Source organism: Streptococcus oralis, from assembly GCF_019929365.1.
Taxonomy (GTDB): Bacteria; Bacillota; Bacilli; order Lactobacillales; family Streptococcaceae; genus Streptococcus; species Streptococcus oralis_BT.
Window position 1 is genome coordinate 279,881 of the sequence record NZ_JAHZPH010000002.1, and the last position, 17,429, is coordinate 297,309.

Here is a 17,429-nt window from a genome sequence, read left to right on the forward strand (position 1 = left end):
GAGAGCAACAAATGGAAACATGGCAAGAGTTAAAAGTTACAGTGAAGCGTGAGGGAGAGGAGCTGGTCTCCAATCTCTTGATTGAGCTGGGGGCGCAAGGTGTTGCGATCGAAGACAGTATGGACTATGTGGGGAATGTCGACCGCTTTGGTGAGATTTTCCCAGAGGTTGAGCAACAAGAAGAAATCGTAGTGACCGCCTACTATCCTGATACGGTTGATGTAGCTGTAGTTGAGGCGGACTTGCAGGCTCGCCTAGCAGAATTGACAGATTTTATGGATTTGGGAGATGTCAAGATGGGTACAACAGCCTTGGCTGAGGAAGACTGGGCAGACAACTGGAAGAAATACTACGAGCCAGCTCGCATCACTCATGACTTGACCATCGTGCCGTCTTGGACGGACTATGAGGCGACTGCGGGAGAAAAGATTATCAAGCTGGATCCTGGTATGGCCTTTGGTACTGGAACCCATCCAACGACCAAGATGAGCCTTTTTGCCTTGGATCAGGTTCTTCGTGGTGGTGAAACGGTGCTTGATGTGGGGACTGGATCAGGTGTCCTTTCTATTGCCAGCTCGCTTCTGGGTGCCAAGGAAATTTTCGCCTATGACCTGGATGATGTGGCTGTTCGTGTGGCTCAGGAAAACATTGAACTCAATCCTGGCATGGAAAATATCCATGTAGCGGCAGGAGATTTGCTTAAGGGTGTGGAGATTGAGGCAGATGTGATTGTGGCTAATATCTTGGCGGATATTCTCATTCATCTGACAGAGGATGCTTATCGCTTGGTCAAGGATGAAGGCTACCTCATCATGAGTGGAATTATCAAGGATAAGTGGGACATGGTGCGCGAGTCGGCTGAGTCAGCTGGATTTTTCCTTGAAACTCACATGATTCAAGGGGAATGGAATGCCTGTGTCTTTAAGAAGACCAAGGATATTTCAGGTGTGATTGGAGGCTAGCATGCAGCAGTATTTTATCAAGGGCAGTGCAGTCTCTCCTGTCACTATTGAGGACAAGGAAACTAGCAAGCATATGTTTCAGGTTATGCGCTTGAAAGAAGATGATGAGGTGACCTTGGTCTTTGGTGATGGGATTAAGCGCTTGGCGCGCGTGCTGGATGTAGAAGCTCGTCAGTTTGAGTTGGTTCAAGAATTAGCTGACAATGTGGAACTGCCCGTTCAAGTAACCATCGCATCAGGATTTCCCAAGGGAGACAAGCTGGAGTTCATCACTCAAAAAGTGACGGAACTGGGTGCCAGCCAAATTTGGGCCTTCCCTGCCGATTGGTCAGTTGCCAAGTGGGATGGCAAGAAATTGGGTAAAAAGATTGAAAAATTAGAAAAAATTGCCCTTGGAGCAGCAGAACAAAGCAAGCGTAATGTTGTTCCAAGTATCAAGCTTTTTGAGAAAAAAGCTGACTTTCTAGCCCAACTAGACCAGTTTGACTCTATCGTAGTGGCTTATGAAGAATCAGCAAAAGAAGGAGAAGCTGCTGCGCTCTTACAAGCAGTTGCTGGTCTTGAAAAAGGAGCCAAATTGCTCTTTATCTTTGGCCCAGAAGGTGGTCTCTCACCAGCAGAAATTGAAATTTTTGAAGCTAAAGGAGCCGTCTTGGCAGGCCTTGGTCCTCGGATTTTGCGAGCAGAAACAGCGCCACTTTACGCCTTATCAGCCCTTAGTGTTTTAGTAGAATTAGAGAAATAAGAGGAAGAAAATGGAACAAAAACACCGTTCAGAATTTCCAGAAAAGGAACTTTGGGATTTAACCGCCCTATACCAAGACCGTGAGGATTTCTTGCGTGCAATCGAGAAAACGCGCGAAGATATCAACCAATTTAGCCGTGATTACAAAGGTAATCTTCACACTTTTGAGGATTTCGAGAAGGCCTTTGCGGAATTGGAGCAAATCTACATCCAGATGAGCCATATCGGCAATTATGCCTTTATGCCTCAGACGACAGACTATAGCAATGAAGATTTTGCTAATATTGCCCAAGCTGGGATGGAATTTGAAACAGATGCCAGTGTAGCCTTGACCTTCTTTGACGACGCTTTGGTGGCGGTAGATGAAGAAGTTTTGAATCGTTTGGGTGACTTGCCACATTTGACAGCAGCCATTCGTCAGGCCAAAATCAAAAAAGCCCACTACCTAGGGGCTGATGTGGAGAAGGCCTTGACCAATCTCGGTGAAGTTTTCTACAGTCCACAGGACATTTACACTAAGATGCGAGCTGGGGACTTTGAAATGGCCGACTTTGAAGTCAATGGCAAAACCTACAAAAACAGCTTTGTTACCTATGAGAATTTCTACCAAAATCACGAGGACGCTGAGGTTCGTGAGAAATCTTTCCGTTCTTTCTCAGAGGGACTCCGTAAGCACCAAAATACGGCCGCGGCAGCCTATTTAGCTCAGGTCAAGTCTGAAAAACTACTGGCAGATATGAAAGGTTATGACTCAGTATTCGACTATCTTCTAGCTGAGCAAGAAGTGGACCGTGCCATGTTTGACCGTCAGATTGACCTTATCATGAAGGATTTTGCGCCAGTTGCACAGAGATACCTCAAGCATGTTGCCAAGGTCAATGGTCTTGAAAAGATGACCTTTGCAGACTGGAAATTGGACTTGGACAGCGCCCTTAATCCTGAAGTGACTATTGATGACGCCTATGATTTGGTCATGAAGTCAGTAGAACCTTTGGGACAAGAATATTGTCAGGAAGTTGCTCGTTATCAAGAGGAACGATGGGTGGACTTTGCTGCCAATAGTGGTAAAGATTCTGGTGGTTATGCGGCGGATCCATATCGCGTGCACCCTTATGTCCTCATGAGCTGGACAGGCCGTTTGAGCGATGTCTATACCTTGATTCATGAAATCGGGCATTCTGGTCAATTCATCTTTTCAGATAATCACCAAAGTTACTTCAACGCCCATATGTCGACTTACTATGTCGAAGCGCCATCAACCTTCAATGAATTGCTTCTCAGTGATTACTTGGAGCACCAGTCTGATGACCCACGTCAAAAACGCTTTGCCCTTGCCCACCGCTTGACAGATACCTACTTCCATAATTTTATCACCCACCTCTTGGAAGCAGCCTTCCAGCGTAAGGTTTATACATTGATTGAAGAAGGGGAGACCTTTGGAGCAAGCAAGCTCAACAGCATTATGAAGGAAGTTTTGACAGATTTCTGGGGAGATGCCATTGAGATTGATGACGATGCGGCACTGACTTGGATGCGCCAAGCTCACTATTACATGGGCTTGTATAGCTACACCTACTCAGCTGGTCTTGTCATCTCGACAGCTGGATATCTCCATCTGAAACATTCAGAAACTGGAGCTGAAGATTGGCTCAATCTCCTTAAATCAGGTGGCAGCAATACACCGCTTGAGTCAGCCATGATTATCGGAGCCGATATCTCAACGGACAAACCACTCCGTGATACGATTCAGTTTCTGTCTGAAACAGTTGACCAGATTATTGCCTATAGTGAGGAGTTGGGAGAGTAAAGATTGGACAGAGTTTTAGGAGAATAATATGAATAGAATCAAAGAATGGCTAGAGCAAGATCCCCAAAGAATGCATTTTATCAAAATTGGTCTAGTTTTGTTGGGAATCATTTTATTGATTGCTTTGCCTACTCTCTATCTTGTTTTGAGCGGAGTTGGTATTTGGTATTTTGTAAAGAAAGCACCAGATATTCGAAAAAGAAATCTAATGATTGGACTTTTCATTGTCAGTTTTGTTGCAGTTGCTCTTCAAACTCCAACAGTCTCAAAGAAAACTTCATCTTCTCAGTCAGAAACTAAGCAGACTGCGACATCTACTACTTCGACAGCTTCAACCACGGATACTTCATCTAGTATAGAGGAAGCAAAACGAATCGAAGAAGAGAAAAAAGCTAAAGAAAAAGCTGCAAAGGAGTTGCAAGAAAAAGGTGAAACCTTAGTCAAACAATTGGAAGACAGTCAAGATGCGAGTCAAGTGAGGTCTGTTAAAGAAACAGTTAATCAGATTGAAAATAACGACAAAAAGACAGAGTTGCTTGATAGAATAGGTGCAGTTGAGTCGTTAATTTCTCAAAAAGAAGAAGAAAAAAGAATTGCACAGGAAGCTGAAACCAAAGCTCAACAGCAAGATAGAAATGTCTATGTTGCAGACCATGGGAGATCAAAAGTTTATTGGTATAGTAAGGATAGAATGCCTTCAAAAACGAATAAAGCTAACGTTGTTGAGATGACAGAAGCAGATGCGATTGCAGCAGGAAAACGACCATCTAAAAAAGAATAAGACAGAAAGTTATCTTGGGCTGGTTTTTTGAACAGTTGCTAGAAATGTAGAGGTACTTGAGATGCGTAAAAAATTACAAAGAAAAGTGATAGAAGAAAAACCAAGCTATAGCCGAGAAGAAATCCAGTGGTTGCTTGAGCATTTAGGAGATCCCTCTCCAGAAATTCGAGACGAACTTGTTTTTACGAGTTTAGCTAGAGGTATTCAAGAAGAGTTGTTTTCCCTTGAGCAGTTTCATTTTATCGCAGAAGAAGTCTCCTCTGATGAAGGTCTATACAAAGAGATTGATAGTAGAGGAGTTTCAGCTCTTAAACGTTCTTTTAGGGCACTTATTTATGCCAATCTACTGTCCTGCGATGGTACTAAGGAATCACTTTATTACCAGCAGTTGCCTTCTCCTATCAGGGCTGCCATGTTAAATCAAGGATTGTACTATCTTACAAAGGAAAAAGAGACGACGGGCTACTCTCCTCAGTTTGGTTGGATCCATGCATTTGCGCATGGTGGTGATCTCTTGACGGAAGTTATATGTCATCCTAGCTTTCCAAAGTCAAATATAGCCGAAGCATTTGAAATCATTGGGAAAATCTTTAAACGTGTTGAGATTCGTTTTACAAATGATGAAGATTGGCGGTTAGCGAGAGTACTTTATGAACCCATTTTGCAAGGAAAATTAGAGCAGGAAAAAGTAGCTTCTTGGATAAAAACTGTTGACTTTCCAATAGAAGAGAGGGAAGATTTTTATAAATTTTCCAACTTCAGATCCTGTCTGTTGGAAGTCTATATCCAACTTGACCAGAGAAATAGTTTGCAAAATGACTTGAAAGAAGCCATTCAATCCTTTCAGTACTAAGGATAAGAGAGTCGTTTCATGATTTTCAATGAACTTTCCAGTCAATTTTCTTGAAACCCTTTTCTTCTTTTGATAGACTAATACATAGTTTGAAAAAAGGAGACTTATCATGAAAAAATTTGTGGCTGAACTAATCGGTACGTTTATGCTTGTGTTTATCGGAACAGGAGCTGTTGTTTTTGGGAATGGTGTTGAAGGTCTTGGACACCTTGGAATTGCTTTTGCCTTTGGTTTGGCAATTGTAGTTGCAGCTTACTCAATCGGAACTGTTTCAGGGGCTCACTTGAATCCAGCTGTTTCTATCGCTATGTTTGTTAACAAACGTTTGTCATCTTCAGAACTTGTAAACTACATCCTTGGACAAGTAGTTGGTGCTTTCCTTGCATCTGGATCGTTGTTCTTCCTCTTGACTAATTCAGGTATGTCAACTGCAAGTCTTGGTGAAAATGCCTTGGCAAACGGTGTCACTGTCTTTGGTGGTTTCTTGTTTGAAGTCATCGCAACCTTCTTGTTTGTCTTGGTTATCATGACCGTGACTTCAGCAAGCAAGGGCAATGGTGCAATCGTTGGTTTGGTCATTGGTTTGTCATTGATGGCGATGATCCTTGTTGGATTGAACATTACTGGACTTTCAGTGAACCCAGCTCGTAGCTTGGCTCCAGCTGTCTTGGTAGGTGGCGCAGCCCTTCAACAAGTATGGATTTTCATCCTTGCCCCAATCGTTGGTGGTATTCTTGCAGCTCTTGTTGCGAAAAACTTTCTTGGAACAGAAGAATAATTGAAACTCAAAAAGCCTTGCTCCTCATCTTGAGGAACAGGGCTTTTTCGTATCTGTTTAGCGGTTGTCAATTTTCTCTGGGTAGAGGTCATGTTGGAAGAGGCGTTGTTCTGCCAAACCTTCATACTTGGTTCCAGGCCTACCGTAGTTGTAATAGGGGTCGATTGAAATACCACCGCGCGGAGTGAATTTTCCCCAGACTTCTAAATAGCGAGGGTCTAGCAAGTTGACCAAGTCTTTCCCGATGGTGTTGATGCAGTTTTCGTGGAAATCTCCATGATTTCGGTAGCTAAAGAGGTAGAGTTTGAGAGATTTTGACTCGACACAGAGCTTGTCAGGAATGTAGGAAATATAAATAGTCGCAAAATCTGGCTGAGCAGTGATTGGGCACAGCGAGGTAAATTCAGGACAGTTGAATTTGATGAAATAGTCATTTTCCACATGACGATTGTCAAAGGATTCGAGGACTTCGGGTTGATAGTCAAAAATGTAGTTGGTTTCTTTGTTGCCGAGGAGGCTTAGGTTTTTCATTTCTTCTTGTTGTGACATGATTTTTCTTTCTAATTTAAACACCACGTTGGTTGTCGTAGAGGAGGGTATGGAGTTGAGGAAGGACGCGGACATTGCCCCAGCTATCGTCAGCAGCGACGCGTTCCCAGAGTTCTTTGAGACGGTCCAGTTGGTCTTGGACAATATTACCTGTAGCCTTGGGCTCGGGATTTCCTGCTGATAAGAAGAGAACATCTGGTTGGTAGCGTTCTTGAATCCCTTTAGCAAAGGCCAAATCGGCATCATCAAAGACAGGGATTTTAAAGGTGACCTTGTCTGGGTCCAGTTGGGAAACGATAAAGTCCAAGGTCTCAAAGTTGACTTCCATCTTGGAGGAAGGAGGTTTGGGGCTCAGGGTGACCTGGTCGATGTCTTTTAACCAATTTTGCCAGCGGGAGCCCTGGGTCTCAACAGCTAGAGTGACACCGCGTTCCTTGAGCTTGGTGACCAGTTGAGCCATGTTGGCTGCTAGGATAGCAGGATTTCCCCCAGACAGGGTGACGTAGTCGTAGCTTCCCAATTTATCTAAGGCAGCAATGACTTCATCAGCGGTCATGCGAGTTGGCTTTTCAGAACCATCCCAAGTAAAGGCAGAGTCGCACCAGTCGCAGTGGTAGTCGCAACCAGCAGTACGGACAAACATGGTTTTCTGCCCGATAGCACGGCCTTCACCTTGAAATGTTGGGCCAAAGATTTCCAGAACTGGTAATTTGAGGACACGTTCCTTAGTCATCTAACCACTCCCGTCTAAACTCTGCAAAGGCAGTCGGAGTCTCATAGAGGCGAACGTATTCCAAACGGAGACCGCGTTCGTCTGGCAACTCTTGACTCATGGTTTGGAAAATCCAGTAAACCATATTTTCAGCAGTCGTGTTCATATAAGGCAGGGTTTCATTGAGATAGCGATGATCCAAGTGGGGTTCTAAGTAGTCCTTGTAGATAGCTTTGATGTCTCCGAAATCGTAGGTCATGCCACGGTCATCTAAAAATCCACTGACAGCAATCTGCAGATGATAAGTGTGGCCGTGCAAAGACTTGCATTTTCCCTCATAGTGAAAGAGGTGGTGGGCAGCGTCGAAAGTAAACTCTTTTGATACCAAGGTTCTGTGAGGATTGTAGACAAGAGACTCCCCAGTTTCCTGTTTGATTTCTTTGGGTGCAAAAAACATTAGCCATCTCCTTTCTGTGAGAGATAAACAACTAAACCATGCTGACGTAAGTGACAGGCTGGGCAATCCCCACATCCACTTCCGATAATCCCATTGTAGCAGGTCAAGGTCTTTTCACGAACATAGTCAAAGGCACCGAGTTGGTCGGCTAACTCCCAAGTTTCAGCCTTATCTAGCCACATGAGAGGTGTTTGGATAACAAAGTTGTAATCCATGGCAAGGTTCAGAGTAACATTGAGAGATTTGACAAAGACATCCCGGCAGTCAGGGTAGCCTGAGAAGTCTGTCTCGCAGACACCTGTGACGATGTCTTTAATGCCTCGTTGCTTAGCAAGAACTGCCGCAAAGGACAGAAAGAGGTGGTTGCGACCGTCAACAAAGGTATTGGGAACCTCTCCCTCTTTTTGCTCGATTTCCAGATCGGAGGTCAGGGCATTTTCAGTGATTTGTCCCAGCAGAGACATATCTAAGGTGTGATGACGAATGCCTTGTTCCTTAGCGATTTCTCTAGCAACTTGAATTTCGAGATGATGGCGTTGGCCGTAGGCAAAGGTGACAGCTTCGACTGTTTCATAGTGTTCTTTAGCCCAAAAGAGGCAGGTTGTGGAATCTTGACCGCCACTAAAGACGACCAAGGCTGATTGACGTTTCATAGTACTCCTTCCAAAGTGGGAAATGTTCAGAGCACGCAAAAAGCTCCCTTGAGGGGAGCTAAAAAATACCAAGTAGAGGTTTTTTTTAGCGATGGCATGTCCCAAACATCGTAATATTCTACCTACAGTCTAGCATATTTTTTGAAAAATGGCAAAGGGCAAGAAAAAAGAGACCAAATAAAGCACTTGGTCTCTAGTGTGATTAACTCAATTCTGCAACGATGGCCTTGATTTGTTCCGCAGTGTGAACACCAGCGACTTGTTTCACCACTTGGCCGTCTTTTTTGAAGAGAAGGGTTGGGATAGACATGATTCCAAAAGCACGAGCTGTGTTTGGATTTTCATCTACGTCCATTTTAACGATTTTCAAGACATCTTCTGAAAGTTCCTCAGACAATTTGTCCAAGATTGGACCTTGCATACGACATGGACCACACCAAGTTGCCCAGAAGTCTACCAAGACCAAACCGTCTTTTGTTTCTTGTTCAAATGTTGCATCTGTAATTGCTTTTGCCATTGTATTTCTCCTTTTTTAGTTATATTGGCTTAAATCTTGTTTCATGAGATAGAAGAAGACATCTCCATAAGTCCCATGGTAGTCCAAATCATGACCATTATAGGTTAATTTTTGAACTGGATAATAGTCTGCGACACCGATAAGGCAAGCTTGTTGAGAGCGTTCAAAGTCTTCATAAGACTCGAAAGTCATGGTTCTCTCTTGCTTGCTGGCATCTAGATAGGTAATTTCGATCATATAAAACTCCTTTATTAGATCTTGACTTTATTGTACTCCTTGAAAAGAGGAATGTCAAGAAAAAATGATTGCGCACGCAACTTTTTTTAAAAATCTGATTATGAAATGAAGTCAAGACTCGTTTCCAGTCTTTCTTCGACGGCTTTTTGTAGATAAGCCAGAGTTGTTTGTCCTTCGTCAGTCAGGCAGATAAAACTAGCCCGTCTATCCTGATCGCAACATCTGCGACTAAGCAAGCCACAGTTTTTCTCTTCTAACCTAGCCACCATTCGAGAAACAGCGCTTGAGCTGAGATGGAGTTTATCTGGCAGGTCGATCTGTCGTAGAGATTTTTCTTGGGCTAGATTCAGATAGTAGAGCAGGTAGAACTCTTTCAAGGTCAGCCTTTGTTCACTCTGTTGGGCAATGGTTTCTTCCAATAAGGCTTCCATTTCCTTTTGACGGCGGTTGTAGTCAAACCACTTTTCCAAATAGGTCATTGCTTTCTCCTTTCTTTTCAAAGTAAAAATCACAAAATCATTACTGACTGTCTTTCTAACACAAGATGATTGCGCATGCAATGATTATACTACTTTTAGCTAATCCTTGCAAGAAAGAAAAATTCCGGTATTTCCTTGAAATTTCCTGAAAAAAGAGTAAACTGGTATGCAAGAATTCTATTTCAAGGAGTTTGAGATGAAGTTATATGTTCAATTAATGATTCTCTTTGTGATTTCTCTAATCGGTGAGGGAATCTCCAGTTTCTTTCATCTGCCCATCCCAGGCAGTATTATCGGTTTGATTATTCTCTTTCTAGCCCTGCAGTTCAAGTGGCTAAGGACCAGGCATGTCAATATGGTCGGGAATTTCTTGCTGGCCAATATGACCATTCTCTTTTTGCCGCCAGCAGTGGGTATCATGGAAAAGTTTGATGTGATTGCCCCTTATCTCTTGCCTATCGTCTTGATTGTCTTTTTTGCGGCTGTCATCAACATTATCCTCATCGCCCTAGTGGTTCAGTTCATCAAGAGACGTTTTGAAGGAGATTATGAGAAAGGAGATGCCAAATGAGTGAATTTGTATCCAATCCTCTGTTTGGGATTGCATTATCTATCCTAGCTTATCTAGCGGGAATGTTGATTTACAGACGTTTTCCACATCCTTTGACGACGCCTTTGCTTTTGTCAGCTATTTTCATTATCATCTTTCTAAAGGTAACGGGTATTTCTTACCAAGATTACTATCAAGGTGGGGTTTATCTGAACAACTTGATCGTACCATCGACCGTAGCTCTAGGGATTCCGCTTTATAAGAGCTTTCATCTGATGAAGCACCATGCGCGGAGTATTCTCTTTGGTAGTCTGCTAGCAGTAGTTGTCAATACTAGCTTCACCGCCATAGTGGCAAAAATCTTTGGCATGGACTTTTTCCTAGCCATTTCTCTCTTTCCCAAGTCGGTGACAACTGCCATGGCAGTTGGAATCACAGAAAAATTGCAAGGCTTGACGACAGTAACCTTGGTCGTCGTAGTGGCGACTGGGATATTGACTAGTGTTATCGGACCAACACTTTTGAAGTGGTTGAAGATAGATGATCCGGTAGCTGTTGGACTTTCTCTTGGAGGGACAGGGCATGCTGTTGGAACTGGGACCGCCTTTCGATACGGTTCTGTCGCAGGAGCCATGGGTGGCTTGGCTATCGGAGTCACTGGTATTCTCTACGTATTTGTGAGCCCCATTGTAGCCAGTTTGATATTGAGTTAAAGAAAAACCCAGCTTTTTAGCTGGGCATTTTTTATTGCAAATTAACCTTGTTTTTCAAGATGTAGTAGGTTCCGAGATAGTAGATAATTGCTAGAATGAAATCTTTGAGGAGATCAACGCTGATTAGGAGGTTAAAATCATAATCCATTCGGAAGAAGATAGAAATATAGCCAATCACGATGTTAAGCACGATATAGGCTAAAATTCCCATAGCAGCACGATATTCGTTAAATAGTTGACCAATTGAGATACAAAGGTAAATCGATAAAATCCAAGTAATTGAACCCACCAGAAGAGAGAGGGCATAGAGCCAACCGTAACCGAGATAAGGAGAGATAAATCGATAGAGGAGTGGCAAATCTTTCACTACAGGGGTGAGTGAGAAGATAATAATGATACTCAAGATAAATACAATATAGCTTATGATTGACCAAATGAGAGCACCTAGTAATTTGGCGGTGATGATTTGGTGTTCAGAGACGGGGAGCGTCAATGTCAGATAGCCCTGGCGATCGTAGACACTTCCCTTGAAGCGTCGGATGATTAGAAAGATTGTTGCGATCCAGAGAGTAACGCTGAGTCCCCCAAAAACTAAGATCAGAAAGCCTAACAGATAGTAGGGGTTATTACCGTAACTAGTGTAGGTCTGACTAATACCAGAAATGGATGCACCAATTAAAACCGAAATTGCAAGCACAGCACCATAGAGAGCTAGATACCATTTGTTAACATTTTTAAATTCATAGCGAACTAAATTCCAAAACATAATAATCTCCTTTGTCTAAGCTTTGAACTCCTGGCGGAAGAGTTGATCAATGGATTCACCTGATTCGTAACGAATATCATCTACATTTCCTTGACGGACAACTTTTCCGTTATTGAGGAAGATGATTTCATCCAAGATTGGCTCAATATCTGAAATCAAGTGGGTAGAAATCAAGACAGTTGAAGTTGGTGAGTAGTTGTTGATGATGGTGTTTAAGATATAGTCACGGGCAGCTGGATCCACACCACCAATCGGTTCATCGAGCACGTAGAGACGAGCTTCACGGCTCATAACGAGGATTAATTGAACCTTTTCCTTGTTCCCTTTCGATAATTTCTTGAGGCGACTGTTTTCATCAATGCTAAGATCTGCTAAAAGATGCTGAGCCCGCTCAAGATTGAAATCTTGGTAGAAAGTTTTAAAGTAGGTCAGTGCTTCTTTGATTTTCATCTGTTCATTCAGATAAGTCGTGTCTGGTAGATAAGAGACAATGGCCTTGGTAGCAGGACTTGGCTCCATGCTGTTAATGAGGACACGTCCTTGGTCTGGTTGGAGAAGTCCGTTGATTAGCTTGATCAAGGTTGTTTTTCCAGATCCGTTTGGACCGAGAAGCCCGACGATTTTTCCAGCGGGAATCTCAAGGGAAATATTGTTAAGGGCTGCTGTAGCTCCATAAGATTTGGATACATTTTCAAATGCTAGTAATGTCATAATTTTACACTCCTTTGATGTATTCGCTAAGCACATTTGGTAGTTCTTCTTTTTGATAGCCAAATTGAAGCATACCAGTTACAAAGTTTTTCAGTTGCTCCTCAGATAGTTGCTTGCGAGTTTGGACAATTAAGTCCCGATCTTCTGTCACAAAACGTCCGGTTGTACGCTTGCTGTAGACCAAGCCTTCACGTTCAAGATCCGACAGGGCACGTTGGATAGTATTGGGATTGACCCCAGCCTCGCTTGCCAGTTCTCTTACGGTTGGGAGCTGTTGGTTGGGTTCCAGTTTATGGGAAACAATCTCTAGTTTGATTTTTTCCATAATCTGTAAATAGATGGGTTTTGTATTATCAAAAATCCAGGACATCATAGTCTCCTTTCTGTTTCTTTATTGTTCTAATTAAATAATACAATAAAACAAAAAACTTGTCAAGTAAAAATAAGAATTGTTTTGGGAATTGCTCAAAAAATGGTATAATGAAAAGAAAACGACAAGGAGGAGAAGCATGCGTTGTCCAAAATGTGGGGCTACTAAGTCTAGTGTTGTTGATAGTCGACAAGCCGAAGAAGGAAATACCATCCGTCGAAGACGTGAGTGCGACGAGTGTCAGCATCGTTTTACGACCTATGAACGAGTAGAAGAAAGAACGCTGGTTGTCGTCAAGAAAGATGGCACACGAGAGCAGTTTTCGAGAGATAAAATCTTTAATGGGATTATTCGCTCAGCCCAGAAACGCCCTGTTTCGAGTGATGAAATCAACATGGTGGTCAATCGCATCGAGCAAAAACTCCGTAGTCGCAGTGAGAATGAAATCCAAAGTGAATATATTGGAGCTTTAGTCATGGAGGAATTGGCGGAGCTTGATGAGATTACCTATGTTCGTTTTGCCAGTGTTTACCGTAGCTTTAAGGATGTGAGTGAGTTGGAGAGTCTGCTCCAGCAGATCACCCAGTCCTCTAAAAAGAAAAAGGAAAAGTAAATGAAGCCAAATGACCGTTTTTCTTTTCTAAAGAATAATCGGGTGTCACAAGATACCTCTTCCCTGGTGCAGTGCTACCTCCCGATTATCGGTCAGGAGGCGCTGAGCCTCTATCTATATGCCATTACCTTTTGGGATGGTGGGCAAAAGGAACACCTTTTTGCTAACATTCTTAATCATTTGAACTTCGGGATGAATACGCTCCTCCAGTCCTTTAAAATCTTATCTGCTGTAGACTTGTTGACTCTTTATCAAAAGGGAGGGACCTATGAATTGCTGATACATTCTCCCCTCTCCAGTCAGGAATTTCTAAGTCATTCTGTCTATAGCAGGCTATTGGAGAGAAAGATTGGGGATACTGCGTTTGCTTCCCTGAAACAGATTCCAAGCGAGGGAGAAGCACTCTCTGTTTCTTTGAGCCAAGTATTTCCAAACCTGACCGAAAAAGGGACTCCAATCGAGTCTAAAATCAAGATGAAAAATGATTTTGACTTGGAACATTTTCAGAGGCTGATGGCTCGAGATGGTTTGCGTTTTGAAAACGAGCAGGCAGATGTTTTGGAATTATTTGCCATTGCAGATGAAAAAAAATGGACCTGGTTTGAAACCTATCAATTAGCCAAGGCGACTACAGTGGCTCAGGTGATTTCAGTTAAACGTATGCGTGAAAAGATAGCACAAAAACCAGCGTCTTCTGACTTTAGCCCCAAAGAAATGACCATTATCAGGGAAGCCAAGAGTAAAACTCCCCTAGAATTTTTAGCCGAAATCAAGCAAACACGTAAGGGAAACATCACCCAAAGTGAAAGAGAACTCCTTCACCAGATGGCGTCTTTAGGCTTGTTGGACGAGGTCATCAATATTGTTTTACTTTTAACATTTAACAAGGTTGATTCGGCCAATGTCAATGAAAAATATGCTATGAAAGTCGCCAACGACTATGCCTATCGCAAGATTCGGACAGCAGAAGAAGCTGTGATTCGGATTCGAGAGCGTCAGCAAAAAGGTCAGGAAGACCAAAAGTCAAAAACTAGTTCGACTAAGACAAATGTGCCCAAGTGGAGCAATCCAGAATATAAAAATCAAACCAGCGAGGAAACTCGTCTGGAATTAGAACGCAAAAAACAAGAAATGTTAGCCCGATTAGAAGAAGGAGGAGATTAGATGGAAAGTGTTGGTGACGTTATCAAACGTCAAACAAGTCGTTTTCAGTATCAGGACCTGGTCCAGCAGATTATGAAGGACCCAGATGTAGCGGCTTTTATCCAGAAAGAATCCCTCAGCCAAGAGGAGTTAAATCGTAGCATCTCCAAGTTCAACCAATATATCACAGAACGAGATAAGTTTCTTCGGGGGGATGCTGACTATATAGCGCGTGGCTACAAGCCTATCTTGGTCATGAATCATGGTTATGCAGATGTATCTTATGAAGAAACACCAGAGCTAATCGCGGCTGAAAAAGAGGCGGCAATCAAGAATCGTCTCAAATTGATCAATCTACCAGCAAGTCTCAAAAAAGCGAAATTGGCTCAGATTGACCTGGATGATCTAGGACGTTTGCCGATTTTTGAGAGACTCTATGCCTTTGTTGACCTTTACCCAAGTATCCGAAAAGGTCTCTACCTTTATGGGGATTTTGGTGTCGGTAAGAGTTTCATGATGGCAGCTCTGGCCCATGACCTATCTGAAAAACGTGGTGCTTCAACAACCATTCTCCACTATCCAAGTTTTGTCATTGATGTGAAAAATGCCATCGGTGAAGGATCTGTGAAGACCCTGGTAGATGAGATTAAGCTTTCTGAAGTTTTGATTTTGGATGATATTGGTGCTGAACAATCAACACCGTGGGTACGTGATGAAATCTTGCAAGTGATTCTTCAGTATCGTATGCAGGAAGATTTACCGACCTTTTTCACTTCCAACTTCAATTTCCAAGATTTGGAAAAACATTTTGCAAAAGGCAAGAACGGAAATGATGAAACTTGGGAAGCTAGACGGGTCATGGAAAGGATTCGTTATTTAGCAGAGGAAACAAGATTAGAAGGAGAAAATCGTCGATGACAGAAACGATTAAATTAATGCAAAGCCACTCATCAGTGCGCAGATTTAAGGAGCAAGAGATTCCTCAAGAGGACTTGAATGAGATTTTGAAGGCTGCCCAAATGGCTTCAACTTGGAAAAATTTCCAATCTTATTCAGTGATTTTAGTAAGAAGTCAAGAGAAGAAAGATGCTCTGTATGAACTAGTTCCTCAGGAAGCTATTCGTCAATCAGCAGCATTCTTGCTCTTTGTTGGTGATCTAAACCGTGCAGAAAAAGGAGCTCGTCTCCATACAGATACTTTCCAACCACAAGGTGTGGAAGGTCTCTTGATTACATCTGTGGATGCTGCACTTGCTGGGCAAAATACTTTGCTGGCTGCAGAGAGTCTAGGTTACGGTGGGGTAATTATTGGATTGGTGCGTTACAAATCTGCTGAGTTAGCAGAATTGTTCAAGCTTCCTGACTATACTTATCCTGTTTTTGGGATTGCACTCGGTGTACCAAACCAAAAACATGATGTAAAACCAAGATTACCACTCGAAAATGTTGTCTTTGAGGAAGAATACCAAGAACAAACAACGGAGGCTATTGAAGCCTATGATCGTGTGCAGACTGAATATGCAGGAGCTCGTGCGACTACCACTTGGAGTCAACGTCTTGCAGAGCAATTCGGTCAGCCTGAACCAAGCTCAACTAGAGAAAATCTTGAACAAAAGAACTTATTGTAGAAAGTGAGAAAACATGGCCTTACCAACTGTTGCCATCGTAGGACGTCCCAATGTTGGGAAATCAACCCTGTTTAACCGTATTGCAGGGGAACGCATCTCTATCGTAGAAGATGTCGAAGGAGTAACACGGGACCGTATCTATGCTACTGGTGAATGGCTCAACCGTTCTTTCAGTATGATTGATACGGGAGGGATTGATGACGTTGATGCTCCATTTATGGAACAAATCAAGCACCAGGCAGAGATTGCCATGGAAGAAGCGGATGTCATCGTCTTTGTAGTTTCCGGTAAAGAAGGAATCACGGATGCAGACGAATACGTAGCCCGTAAACTATACAAAACTCATAAACCAGTCATCCTTGCAGTCAACAAGGTAGATAATCCTGAAATGCGAAATGATATCTATGATTTCTATGCTCTAGGTTTGGGTGAACCACTACCGATTTCATCTGTGCACGGGATTGGTACAGGGGATGTGCTAGACGCCATCGTGGAAAATCTCCCGCAGGAAGTTGAAGAAGAAAATCCAGATGTCATTAAATTCAGCTTAATTGGCCGTCCAAACGTTGGAAAATCAAGTTTGATCAACGCCATTTTGGGAGAAGACCGTGTGATTGCTAGTCCAGTAGCTGGGACAACTCGTGATGCCATTGATACCCATTTTACAGATGCTGATGGACAAGAGTTTACCATGATTGATACGGCTGGTATGCGTAAGTCTGGTAAAGTCTACGAAAATACGGAGAAATACTCTGTCATGCGTGCTATGCGTGCCATTGACCGTTCAGATGTAGTCTTGATGGTCCTCAATGCCGAAGAAGGTATTCGTGAGTACGACAAGCGTATCGCAGGTTTCGCCCACGAAGCTGGTAAAGGAATGATCATCGTGGTCAACAAGTGGGATACCCTTGAGAAAGACAACCATACCATGAAGAAATGGGAAGAAGATATTCGTGAGCAGTTCCAATATCTGCCTTATGCACCGATTGTCTTTGTATCAGCTCTTACCAAGCAACGTCTCCACAAATTGCCTGAGATGATCAAGCAAATCAGTGAAAGCCAAAACACCCGTATTCCTTCAGCTGTCTTGAACGATGTCATTATGGATGCCATTGCTATCAATCCAACACCGACAGACAAAGGAAAACGCCTCAAGATTTTTTACGCGACCCAAGTGGCAACCAAGCCACCAACCTTTGTCATCTTTGTCAATGAAGAAGAACTCATGCACTTCTCTTACCTGCGTTTCTTGGAAAATCAAATCCGCAAGGCCTTTGTCTTTGAGGGAACACCGATTCACTTGATTGCAAGAAAGCGGAAATAAACGACTCTTTGTCAACTGTAGTGGGTTGAAGTCAGCTAAGATCGAGAAAGGACGAATTTCGTCCTTTCTTTTTTGATGTTG

General features: G+C 42.9%; 23 protein-coding genes. 13 read left to right on the plus strand and 10 right to left on the minus strand.

What is annotated here, in order from left to right; translation table 11 throughout:
* Positions 1 to 11: 11 nt before the first annotated feature.
* The 6 genes from prmA to K1I53_RS04980 all read left to right on the plus strand — a co-directional run bounded on the left by prmA (position 12) and on the right by K1I53_RS04980 (position 5,926).
* The gene (gene prmA / locus K1I53_RS04955; RefSeq protein ID WP_223328614.1) at positions 12 to 962 is read left to right on the plus strand and encodes a 50S ribosomal protein L11 methyltransferase; all 951 of its coding nucleotides are present in this window, start codon (positions 12 to 14) and stop codon (positions 960 to 962) included.
* Position 963: 1 nt separating this feature from the next.
* The gene (locus K1I53_RS04960; RefSeq protein WP_223328615.1) at positions 964 to 1,707 is read left to right on the plus strand and encodes a 16S rRNA (uracil(1498)-N(3))-methyltransferase; all 744 of its coding nucleotides are present in this window, start codon (positions 964 to 966) and stop codon (positions 1,705 to 1,707) included.
* Positions 1,708 to 1,717: 10 nt separating this feature from the next.
* A complete protein-coding gene (pepF, locus tag K1I53_RS04965) occupies positions 1,718 to 3,514 on the plus strand; it encodes an oligoendopeptidase F (protein WP_223328616.1) in 1,797 nt (598 codons plus the stop codon).
* A gap of 28 nt (positions 3,515 to 3,542) precedes the next feature.
* Complete coding sequence (locus tag K1I53_RS04970) at positions 3,543 to 4,295, plus strand: deoxyribonuclease (RefSeq protein WP_223328617.1); 753 nt, start codon at positions 3,543 to 3,545, stop codon at positions 4,293 to 4,295.
* Between the two features lie 61 nt (positions 4,296 to 4,356).
* Positions 4,357 to 5,148, plus strand: a complete 792-nt coding sequence (locus K1I53_RS04975; protein ID WP_223328618.1) for a DUF2785 domain-containing protein — start codon at positions 4,357 to 4,359, stop codon at positions 5,146 to 5,148.
* A gap of 109 nt (positions 5,149 to 5,257) precedes the next feature.
* On the plus strand, positions 5,258 to 5,926 hold the full coding sequence (locus tag K1I53_RS04980) for an MIP/aquaporin family protein (protein ID WP_223328619.1): 669 nt from the start codon (positions 5,258 to 5,260) through the stop codon (positions 5,924 to 5,926).
* Between the two features lie 57 nt (positions 5,927 to 5,983).
* On the opposite strand, the gene queF is transcribed toward K1I53_RS04980, so the two are convergent.
* The 7 genes from queF to K1I53_RS05015 all read right to left on the minus strand — a co-directional run bounded on the left by queF (position 5,984) and on the right by K1I53_RS05015 (position 9,530).
* Entirely contained in the window at positions 5,984 to 6,475 is a 492-nt protein-coding gene (gene queF, locus K1I53_RS04985) for a preQ(1) synthase (protein WP_000082582.1), read from the minus strand.
* Positions 6,476 to 6,491: 16 nt separating this feature from the next.
* Positions 6,492 to 7,208: a 7-carboxy-7-deazaguanine synthase QueE gene (queE, locus tag K1I53_RS04990; protein ID WP_125453777.1), complete on the minus strand. Its 717-nt coding sequence runs from the start codon at positions 7,206 to 7,208 to the stop codon at positions 6,492 to 6,494.
* On the minus strand, positions 7,201 to 7,644 hold the full coding sequence (queD, locus tag K1I53_RS04995; RefSeq protein ID WP_000464566.1) for a 6-carboxytetrahydropterin synthase QueD: 444 nt from the start codon (positions 7,642 to 7,644) through the stop codon (positions 7,201 to 7,203). The genes queE and queD overlap by 8 nt, the downstream gene beginning before the upstream one ends.
* Positions 7,644 to 8,297: a 7-cyano-7-deazaguanine synthase QueC gene (gene queC / locus K1I53_RS05000; RefSeq protein ID WP_223328620.1), complete on the minus strand. Its 654-nt coding sequence runs from the start codon at positions 8,295 to 8,297 to the stop codon at positions 7,644 to 7,646. The genes queD and queC overlap by 1 nt, the downstream gene beginning before the upstream one ends.
* A gap of 202 nt (positions 8,298 to 8,499) precedes the next feature.
* Entirely contained in the window at positions 8,500 to 8,814 is a 315-nt protein-coding gene (trxA, locus tag K1I53_RS05005; RefSeq protein WP_001029581.1) for a thioredoxin, read from the minus strand.
* 15 nt (positions 8,815 to 8,829) lie between these two features.
* Positions 8,830 to 9,051: a DUF4649 family protein gene (locus K1I53_RS05010; protein WP_009730461.1), complete on the minus strand. Its 222-nt coding sequence runs from the start codon at positions 9,049 to 9,051 to the stop codon at positions 8,830 to 8,832.
* Positions 9,052 to 9,149: 98 nt separating this feature from the next.
* The gene (locus K1I53_RS05015) at positions 9,150 to 9,530 is read right to left on the minus strand and encodes a MarR family winged helix-turn-helix transcriptional regulator (RefSeq protein WP_223328621.1); all 381 of its coding nucleotides are present in this window, start codon (positions 9,528 to 9,530) and stop codon (positions 9,150 to 9,152) included.
* 196 nt (positions 9,531 to 9,726) lie between these two features.
* Here K1I53_RS05015 and K1I53_RS05020 point away from each other — a divergent pair, with 196 nt between their 5' ends.
* Together K1I53_RS05020 and K1I53_RS05025 are read left to right on the plus strand one after the other, a co-directional pair.
* Positions 9,727 to 10,101: a CidA/LrgA family protein gene (locus K1I53_RS05020; protein WP_000781325.1), complete on the plus strand. Its 375-nt coding sequence runs from the start codon at positions 9,727 to 9,729 to the stop codon at positions 10,099 to 10,101.
* Positions 10,098 to 10,793 (plus strand): LrgB family protein, encoded by a 696-nt coding sequence (locus K1I53_RS05025; RefSeq protein ID WP_001288930.1) that lies wholly within the window; start codon positions 10,098 to 10,100, stop codon positions 10,791 to 10,793. Before K1I53_RS05020 ends, K1I53_RS05025 begins: the two co-directional genes overlap by 4 nt.
* A 31-nt stretch (positions 10,794 to 10,824) precedes the next feature.
* Here the strand turns inward: K1I53_RS05025 and K1I53_RS05030 are convergent, their stop codons facing one another.
* From K1I53_RS05030 to K1I53_RS05040, 3 genes are read right to left on the minus strand one after another with little or no spacing between them, the layout of a single operon-like run.
* Positions 10,825 to 11,559, minus strand: a complete 735-nt coding sequence (locus K1I53_RS05030) for a hypothetical protein (RefSeq protein ID WP_125448669.1) — start codon at positions 11,557 to 11,559, stop codon at positions 10,825 to 10,827.
* A 15-nt stretch (positions 11,560 to 11,574) separates the two neighbouring features.
* Complete coding sequence (locus K1I53_RS05035; RefSeq protein WP_223328622.1) at positions 11,575 to 12,270, minus strand: ABC transporter ATP-binding protein; 696 nt, start codon at positions 12,268 to 12,270, stop codon at positions 11,575 to 11,577.
* Between the two features lie 4 nt (positions 12,271 to 12,274).
* Positions 12,275 to 12,640, minus strand: coding sequence for a GntR family transcriptional regulator (locus K1I53_RS05040; RefSeq protein ID WP_131200098.1), 366 nt, complete (start codon positions 12,638 to 12,640; stop codon positions 12,275 to 12,277).
* 139 nt (positions 12,641 to 12,779) lie between these two features.
* Between K1I53_RS05040 and nrdR the strand changes: the two genes are divergently transcribed.
* The 5 genes from nrdR to der are packed head-to-tail and all read left to right on the plus strand — an operon-like array spanning position 12,780 to position 17,348.
* On the plus strand, positions 12,780 to 13,253 hold the full coding sequence (gene nrdR, locus K1I53_RS05045; protein WP_001203677.1) for a transcriptional regulator NrdR: 474 nt from the start codon (positions 12,780 to 12,782) through the stop codon (positions 13,251 to 13,253).
* On the plus strand, positions 13,254 to 14,417 hold the full coding sequence (locus K1I53_RS05050; RefSeq protein ID WP_125448666.1) for a DnaD domain protein: 1,164 nt from the start codon (positions 13,254 to 13,256) through the stop codon (positions 14,415 to 14,417). It begins immediately after the preceding gene.
* On the plus strand, positions 14,418 to 15,314 hold the full coding sequence (gene dnaI / locus K1I53_RS05055) for a primosomal protein DnaI (protein ID WP_049537137.1): 897 nt from the start codon (positions 14,418 to 14,420) through the stop codon (positions 15,312 to 15,314).
* Positions 15,311 to 16,024, plus strand: a complete 714-nt coding sequence (locus tag K1I53_RS05060; protein ID WP_084948981.1) for an NADPH-dependent oxidoreductase — start codon at positions 15,311 to 15,313, stop codon at positions 16,022 to 16,024. Before dnaI ends, K1I53_RS05060 begins: the two co-directional genes overlap by 4 nt.
* 13 nt (positions 16,025 to 16,037) lie before the next feature.
* Positions 16,038 to 17,348 (plus strand): ribosome biogenesis GTPase Der, encoded by a 1,311-nt coding sequence (gene der, locus K1I53_RS05065; RefSeq protein ID WP_084948980.1) that lies wholly within the window; start codon positions 16,038 to 16,040, stop codon positions 17,346 to 17,348.
* The last annotated feature ends 81 nt before the right edge of the window (positions 17,349 to 17,429 follow it).

Excerpts from the sequence above, each read along its gene's own strand:
- queF (WP_000082582.1), bottom strand. The coding sequence starts at position 6,475 with ATGTCACAACAAGAAGAAATGAAAAACCTAAGCCTCCTCGGCAACAAA.
- K1I53_RS05015 (WP_223328621.1), bottom strand. The coding sequence starts at position 9,530 with ATGACCTATTTGGAAAAGTGGTTTGACTACAACCGCCGTCAAAAGGAA.
- K1I53_RS05020 (WP_000781325.1), top strand. The coding sequence starts at position 9,727 with ATGAAGTTATATGTTCAATTAATGATTCTCTTTGTGATTTCTCTAATC.
- K1I53_RS04975 (WP_223328618.1), top strand. The coding sequence starts at position 4,357 with ATGCGTAAAAAATTACAAAGAAAAGTGATAGAAGAAAAACCAAGCTAT.
- dnaI (WP_049537137.1), top strand. The coding sequence starts at position 14,418 with ATGGAAAGTGTTGGTGACGTTATCAAACGTCAAACAAGTCGTTTTCAG.
- K1I53_RS05035 (WP_223328622.1), bottom strand. The coding sequence starts at position 12,270 with ATGACATTACTAGCATTTGAAAATGTATCCAAATCTTATGGAGCTACA.
- prmA (WP_223328614.1), top strand. The coding sequence starts at position 12 with ATGGAAACATGGCAAGAGTTAAAAGTTACAGTGAAGCGTGAGGGAGAG.
- K1I53_RS05040 (WP_131200098.1), bottom strand. The coding sequence starts at position 12,640 with ATGTCCTGGATTTTTGATAATACAAAACCCATCTATTTACAGATTATG.
- queC (WP_223328620.1), bottom strand. The coding sequence starts at position 8,297 with ATGAAACGTCAATCAGCCTTGGTCGTCTTTAGTGGCGGTCAAGATTCC.
- K1I53_RS05060 (WP_084948981.1), top strand. The coding sequence starts at position 15,311 with ATGACAGAAACGATTAAATTAATGCAAAGCCACTCATCAGTGCGCAGA.
- queE (WP_125453777.1), bottom strand. The coding sequence starts at position 7,208 with ATGACTAAGGAACGTGTCCTCAAATTACCAGTTCTGGAAATCTTTGGC.
- K1I53_RS04970 (WP_223328617.1), top strand. The coding sequence starts at position 3,543 with ATGAATAGAATCAAAGAATGGCTAGAGCAAGATCCCCAAAGAATGCAT.
- der (WP_084948980.1), top strand. The coding sequence starts at position 16,038 with ATGGCCTTACCAACTGTTGCCATCGTAGGACGTCCCAATGTTGGGAAA.
- K1I53_RS05050 (WP_125448666.1), top strand. The coding sequence starts at position 13,254 with ATGAAGCCAAATGACCGTTTTTCTTTTCTAAAGAATAATCGGGTGTCA.
- K1I53_RS05025 (WP_001288930.1), top strand. The coding sequence starts at position 10,098 with ATGAGTGAATTTGTATCCAATCCTCTGTTTGGGATTGCATTATCTATC.
- trxA (WP_001029581.1), bottom strand. The coding sequence starts at position 8,814 with ATGGCAAAAGCAATTACAGATGCAACATTTGAACAAGAAACAAAAGAC.
- K1I53_RS05030 (WP_125448669.1), bottom strand. The coding sequence starts at position 11,559 with ATGTTTTGGAATTTAGTTCGCTATGAATTTAAAAATGTTAACAAATGG.
- nrdR (WP_001203677.1), top strand. The coding sequence starts at position 12,780 with ATGCGTTGTCCAAAATGTGGGGCTACTAAGTCTAGTGTTGTTGATAGT.
- K1I53_RS04980 (WP_223328619.1), top strand. The coding sequence starts at position 5,258 with ATGAAAAAATTTGTGGCTGAACTAATCGGTACGTTTATGCTTGTGTTT.
- pepF (WP_223328616.1), top strand. The coding sequence starts at position 1,718 with ATGGAACAAAAACACCGTTCAGAATTTCCAGAAAAGGAACTTTGGGAT.
- K1I53_RS05010 (WP_009730461.1), bottom strand. The coding sequence starts at position 9,051 with ATGATCGAAATTACCTATCTAGATGCCAGCAAGCAAGAGAGAACCATG.
- queD (WP_000464566.1), bottom strand. The coding sequence starts at position 7,644 with ATGTTTTTTGCACCCAAAGAAATCAAACAGGAAACTGGGGAGTCTCTT.
- K1I53_RS04960 (WP_223328615.1), top strand. The coding sequence starts at position 964 with ATGCAGCAGTATTTTATCAAGGGCAGTGCAGTCTCTCCTGTCACTATT.